Raw genomic sequence first — 6,000 nt, forward strand, 5'->3', positions numbered from 1 at the left:
AAGGGCGCTCAGGGTGAGCGGAGAGTGCGTATCAAATGTCGGAATTATTTAATTACTCAATTCCCTGATTGCGCAGGTAATCATCATAAGTACCGTGGAAGTCGACAATACCGGTATCCTTGATTTCGATAATCCGGGTAGCCAGCGATGAGACGAACTGACGGTCATGGGAGACAAAAATCAGGGTGCCTTTGTAGTTTTCCAGCGCCAGGTTCAGTGACTCGATGGACTCCATATCCATGTGGTTGGTTGGCTCATCCATCAGCAGAATATTGGGGCGTTGCTGGCTCAGCTTGCCAAACAGCATACGACCCTGCTCGCCACCGGAAATAACCCGTACGGATTTTTTCAGGTCGCTCTGGGAGAACAGCATCCGGCCCAGCACGCCACGAATCACCTGTTCATCGTCGCCTTCATTCATCCACTGGCTCATCCAGTCGAACAGGTTCATATCCATATCAAAGTCAGCACTGTGATTCTGGGCGTAGTAACCGATATTGGCATTTTCGGACCACTGGATAACACCGGTACGCGGTGCCATCTTGCCTGCCAGGGTATGCAGCAGGGTGGTTTTACCGACACCGTTCTGGCCAATGATGGCGATACGCTCACCCACTTCAACCATCAGGTTGACTTTGCTGAACAGATCTTCTTCATAGCCCTGGCTGAGCTTTTCCACCACCAGCGCATTACGGAACAGTTTCTTCTCCTGCTCAAAGCGGATAAACGGATTCTGGCGGCTGGAAGGTTTGATTTCTGTCAGTTGAATCTTATCGATCTGCTTGGCCCTGGAAGTCGCCTGTCGTGCTTTGGACGCGTTGGCAGAGAAGCGGCTGACAAAGGACTGCAACTCGGCAATCTGGGCTTTCTTACGGGCATTATCGGCCTGCAGGCGCTCCCGGGCCGCAGTGGCTGCGGTCATATACTCATCGTAATTACCGGGCATCAACTGCAGCTTGCCGTAATCCAGGTCCGCCATGTGGGTACAGACACTGTTCAGGAAGTGACGGTCGTGAGAGATGATGATCATGGTGCAGTCACGCTGCTTGAGGATCTCTTCCAGCCAGCGGATCGCATTAATATCCAGGTTGTTGGTAGGTTCGTCCAACAGCATGATTTCCGGGTCGGCAAACAGCACCTGAGCCAGCAGCACACGCAGCTTCCAGCCCGGCGCAACGGCACTCATCGGTCCGTAATGCTGTTCAATGGGAATATCCAGCCCCAGCAGCAGTTCGCCTGCACGGGCTTCTGCTGAATAACCATCCATCTCACCAAACTGAACTTCAAGGTCAGCAACCCGCATACCTTCTTCTTCGGTCATTTCAGCTTTGGCGTAAATAGCATCCCGTTCGGCTTTTACTTTCCACAGCTCGGCATGACCCATAATCACCGTATCGATCACCGTGTAGTTTTCATAGGCAAACTGATCCTGACTCAGTTTTGCCATACGTTCATGGGGGTCTTTACTGACAGTGCCGGATGTTGGCTCCAGCTCTCGACCCAGAATTTTCATGAACGTCGATTTACCACAACCGTTGGCACCAATGAGTCCGTAACGGTTACCTTCGCCAAACTTGACGGATATATCCTCAAACAGGGGCTTGTCACCGAACTGCATGGTCACGTTAGAAGTTATCAGCATAACCTTTTGCTATCCTCTCTGGCGATCTGTCTGACCAGACCAACCACAATCATTAATAGGTAAACGGCAACTATGACACAACCTGCCCAGACAGGGCGAGCGAAGGTCGTGCCGCGCCTCTATAGTTATCAAAGGTGCTCCATGCTTTCCCAGATTGATGGTGATACAGTTCGCCGTCAAACTGCCGCCCGTGCATACGCTCAACAGGAAGGGCTTACCTTCTCCGACCAAACATTTTCTGATCTTGGTGTTTCCGGTTACAGGAATAAAAAACGGTCAGGGCTTGAGGCATTGCTCCACGCTATCAATACAGGTGAAATCAAAGCCGGTGATGTAATCTTTCTGGAACATACCGACCGACTCAGCCGGAAAGGCTTCGACGATACATATAGCCTCGTTCGGGAAATTGTCCAGACCGGAGTTTCCCTGTACGTTGATTCGGAGAAGCTCCTCCTCGACCGCAAAGCCCTTAATGATCTGGTATCGGTCATTCGTCTGGCAACGCTAGCCTCACTGGCATACTCAGAATCAGCGAATAAATCCCGTCGCCTGCTTGAGACGAAAGGCGAGAAGCGCCGTAGGGCAATCGAAGGTGAAAAACAGGCTCCCAGACTTCCCTGGTGGATCACTTTCGATCATGACAGGCAGGACTATGTACTCAATGATAATGCCGACATTGTAAGGCAGGTTATTCAGAAGAGATTGGCAGGCATTTCAGACAGGAAAATTGCCGTAAGTAGTTGGCCAAATGGAATCGTATATTTCTGGCTAAGTGGGCAGTTGCTATGCAAGGCGCAACGTAGGGAGCATAGCCGTAGCTATGTGACCGGAGTTGCAACGCCGCACGACTGCATGGATGCAGGAGATAGAGCAACGCAGGAGCAGTTGCCGGGAGTGACTGACAACTTAGTCAGAAATATATGATTTCATTTGGTTAACTACTTATGGCTCAATGAGCAGGGGTATGCTTCACCACGAGGCACAACATGGAAGGAAACCCCAGTCAGAAAGTTGTATCGGCATCCTGCGGTCTATGGTGCTTATACCAATTCCACCTTCTAAATATGAACTGCGCAGCCATTTTGAACAGCTGGATCTTCGTTGGAATTCCTCGCAATAGCCCTGCTATTACTCGTCATTCCGCCTTGCCCAGCTGTCCAAAATGACTTGCTCGATCTCATATTTAGAAGGCGGAATTGGTATTACCAGACCATGAGGACAGTGAGAGACAATCCAGACGACCACACGACAGCCGGATTCATTAACGACGCCTTGGTCGAAAATTACTATCCTGCCCTCGTCTCCTATCACGAATATCAGGCACTTGCACCGAAGAGTGTTCCGAGGGGCAAAACCAATGACCATAATCACCTGCGCCGTTTGGTGCGTTGCTCATGCGGTCAGGTTGAAAAAAATTGCTGTTATGCCTGTTTTTGGCGGCGAAAAGCCTGTGGACGTGATCAATATGAGACTTTCACCCATTGTAAAGTTCAGGTTGGGAAGAGCAACCTGCCGTGTACTGAGTAATGCTTGATGAAATCCCTTTACCCTGAAGTAATGTTGGTAACATCAGTCCTGAATTGTCTAACTCAGCAGTTAGTGATGAAGAGTTGAGTGTGTATATGAAAGACGGTGACATTGTGTCTTTTATTCGGTGGATGGCCGCTCTGTCAGGTAAAAATTATGTCATCGACCCGAGAGTAAAAGGAAAGATAAACGTTGAAGTAAACAGTGCCGTTAATCGCTATGACTTGTCCCTGACCACCGGCGGTGGTCAGTACAACCCGCCCCGAAGTCGTATTCCTTCAAACTTTGCACCTTATGCGAGCAAGCCACTGGAAATTACCTTCACCTTGAGCAGGGCTTCTGAAGTCACGTCGTTCATGGGGCGTTTTAACGTAAGCGCTTATTTAAGGACGTCTTCAAAACCCATCATCTGTCTGCCACGCTAACCCCTGTTTCAAAAACAGGAGCGAGCCGTGAATCAAAAACAACCAAACCGCCGCACTTCTGAACAGTGGCAAGGCCTCATCGATCAACAGCGGGAAAGCGGCATCAGCCAGAAAGCCTTTTGCCTTTCGCGCAATATCTGCCTGTCAACCTTCACATTGTGGAAGCGCAAACTAAGGCAGGCAACCGAAAGGCCTGATCAACCAGCACAACCAGACCCTGACTGGTTCGAATTTAAAACTGATTTTCACAACACACCATCAGACCTGCCTCCATGGGAAATTGAACTCGAATTACCCGGTGGTGTAACCCTGCGTATGCGGCGTTGATCATGTTTTTTCCTGAATCACAGGTGCGGGTCTGGCTTTATAACCGCCCCACCGATATGAGGAAGTCATACAACGGCCTGGTTGCTCTGGTGAAAAATACCCTTGAGGAAGACCCGTTGAGTGGGCAGTTGTTCGTCTTTATCAATCGTCGCCGAAACCAGTGCAAGGTGCTGTACTTTGAACGTAGCGGTTACTGCATCTGGAGTAAACGACTGGAGCAGGGTCAGTTTCACTCCCACGCCGGTCAGGCGGTTAAACAACTGCTGGCATTGACCAACCTGAAGCTGATCATTGACGGTATTGATACCCGTTCTATCCGCTATCACAAACGTTATGTAAAACCTGATACATCGAACAGCACAACCTCTGAATAGCAGCTACATTCAAGGGCTATGAATCTTCCCCTGCCAACAACCCTCTCACCTGCAGCTGCTCAAGCAGTTGCAGGTGCTGTTGCAGGAACACAAATCTGCGAACGAACACCTGAAGCAGGAAAACGAGTCCCTCAAACATCAGCTGGCCTGGTTTAAACAACAGCTGTTCGGTGAAAAATCGGAAAAGAGACTGATAGAAAACCCGGACCAGCTGGCTCTCGGGGAGATACTCAAGAACATTGAGTCTCCAGAAGTTCCGGAAACAGAAACCATCACCTATGAGCGCAGAAAGAAGCACAGGCCGGATGACTGTGTTACCGATCAGGGATTGCGCTTCACGGAAGGTGTACCTGTTGAGCTGATTCATATTCCGGCTCCTGAAATGCAGGGTGAAGACGCCGACCAGTATGAAATCATTGATCATAAATATACCCATCGTCTGGCGCAGCGACCGGGCAGTTACGTTATTCTGAAATACCAGAGGGACGTCGTTCGCCACAAGGCAGACCAAACCCTGAGCACGGCGGCAGCCCCCTCCGGCCTGTTTGACCGCAGCTTTGCCGATGTGAGCTTTATAGCTGGCCTGCTGGTTGAGAAATACCGCTACCACCTGCCGCTTTACCGTCAACATCAGAGACTGGAAGCCAGCGGTATCACCGTCAGTCGTGGCACGCTGACCAATCTGGAGCAGCGTGCTGGCCAGTTGTTACAACCTGTCGCCCATGAAGTACTGAATAGCTGCCTTGAAAGTCACACCCTGGCACTGGATGAAACACCCTCAAAAGCTGGGCTGAAATGTAAGGGTAAAATGAAAAAAGGCTACTTCTGGTGCTTTTATGGCGACCACGAAGAAATAGCCTTTATCTACTCCGACAGCCGCTCCTGTGATGTGGTTGAGCCTTACCTGAAAGAATTTGAAGGGGTATTACTCACAGATGGCTACCCCGGCTACGCTAGCCTTTGCTCGAAATACCCAAAGATCACTCATGCCGAGTGCTGGACACACAGCCGACGTTATTTCGTCAAGTCAGAAAAAGCGGAACCCGAAGCGACCAAAGAAGCCCTGAAACAGATCGGCGCATTGTACAAGGTTGAAGATGACATCCGTCGTCAGGGGCTGGAAGGCGATACACTGCGTGATTATCGCCAACAAAAAGCCAAGCCCCTGGTTGACCAGTTCTTTGAGTGGGACCGGGAACAGCTGCGACGGCTTGACCTGGTTCCCAGCAATCCTCTGAGCAAGGCACTTGGCTATGTTCACAAGCGGGAAAAAGAGCTTCAGGTATACCTGAACGATCCAACGGTAGCGATAGACACCAATCATCTTGAGCGTGGCCTTCGTTGCATCCCGATGGGCAGAAAGAACTGGATGTTCTGCTGGACGGAAGAAGGCGCAGACAATGTTGCCGTGTTCCAGACGCTGATCACCAGCTGCCAGCTGGCGGGCATCGATCCCTACAAATATCTGGTTGATGTTCTTCAACGCATCAGCCTCCACCCGGCCCGTGATATCAGGGAATTGATACCGCGACTCTGGAAAGAGAAATTCGGGGCCAATCCATTAAAAGCCGATCTCGACAAGTAGGGGGAGTCTGCCCCCTGTTTGGACGCTTACTCGACAAGTAGGGGGAGTCTGCCCCCTGTTTGGACGCTTACTCGACAAGTAGGGGGAGTCTGCCCCCTGTTTGGACGCTTACTCGACAAG

At 50.6% G+C, this 6,000-nt stretch carries 7 protein-coding genes; 6 read left to right on the plus strand and 1 reads right to left on the minus strand.

Features of this window, described 5'->3' with window-relative positions:
* Positions 1-52: 52 nt before the first annotated feature.
* Entirely contained in the window at positions 53-1,642 is a 1,590-nt protein-coding gene (locus ACO6UY_RS20930; RefSeq protein ID WP_422491104.1) for an ABC-F family ATPase, read from the minus strand.
* A gap of 72 nt (positions 1,643-1,714) precedes the next feature.
* Between ACO6UY_RS20930 and ACO6UY_RS20935 the strand changes: the two genes are divergently transcribed.
* The 6 genes from ACO6UY_RS20935 to tnpC all read left to right on the plus strand — a co-directional run bounded on the left by ACO6UY_RS20935 (position 1,715) and on the right by tnpC (position 5,880).
* Positions 1,715-2,566: a recombinase family protein gene (locus ACO6UY_RS20935; RefSeq protein ID WP_422491106.1), complete on the plus strand. Its 852-nt coding sequence runs from the start codon at positions 1,715-1,717 to the stop codon at positions 2,564-2,566.
* 6 nt (positions 2,567-2,572) lie between these two features.
* Positions 2,573-2,704, plus strand: coding sequence for a recombinase family protein (locus ACO6UY_RS20940; protein ID WP_422464116.1), 132 nt, complete (start codon positions 2,573-2,575; stop codon positions 2,702-2,704).
* Between the two features lie 518 nt (positions 2,705-3,222).
* Entirely contained in the window at positions 3,223-3,594 is a 372-nt protein-coding gene (locus tag ACO6UY_RS20945) for a hypothetical protein (RefSeq protein ID WP_422491108.1), read from the plus strand.
* Positions 3,595-3,621: 27 nt separating this feature from the next.
* The gene (tnpA, locus tag ACO6UY_RS20950) at positions 3,622-3,921 is read left to right on the plus strand and encodes an IS66 family insertion sequence element accessory protein TnpA (protein WP_422444696.1); all 300 of its coding nucleotides are present in this window, start codon (positions 3,622-3,624) and stop codon (positions 3,919-3,921) included.
* A 2-nt stretch (positions 3,922-3,923) separates the two neighbouring features.
* Positions 3,924-4,295 carry an IS66 family insertion sequence element accessory protein TnpB gene (gene tnpB / locus ACO6UY_RS20955; protein WP_422491110.1) on the plus strand — a complete coding sequence of 124 codons (372 nt, stop codon included), beginning with the start codon at positions 3,924-3,926 and terminating at the stop codon, positions 4,293-4,295.
* Positions 4,296-4,368: 73 nt separating this feature from the next.
* A complete protein-coding gene (gene tnpC / locus ACO6UY_RS20960) occupies positions 4,369-5,880 on the plus strand; it encodes an IS66 family transposase (RefSeq protein WP_422491111.1) in 1,512 nt (503 codons plus the stop codon).
* Positions 5,881-6,000 lie beyond the last annotated feature (120 nt).

This window comes from Endozoicomonas sp. ALE010 (assembly GCF_049310165.1).
Classification (GTDB): Bacteria; Pseudomonadota; Gammaproteobacteria; order Pseudomonadales; family Endozoicomonadaceae; genus Endozoicomonas.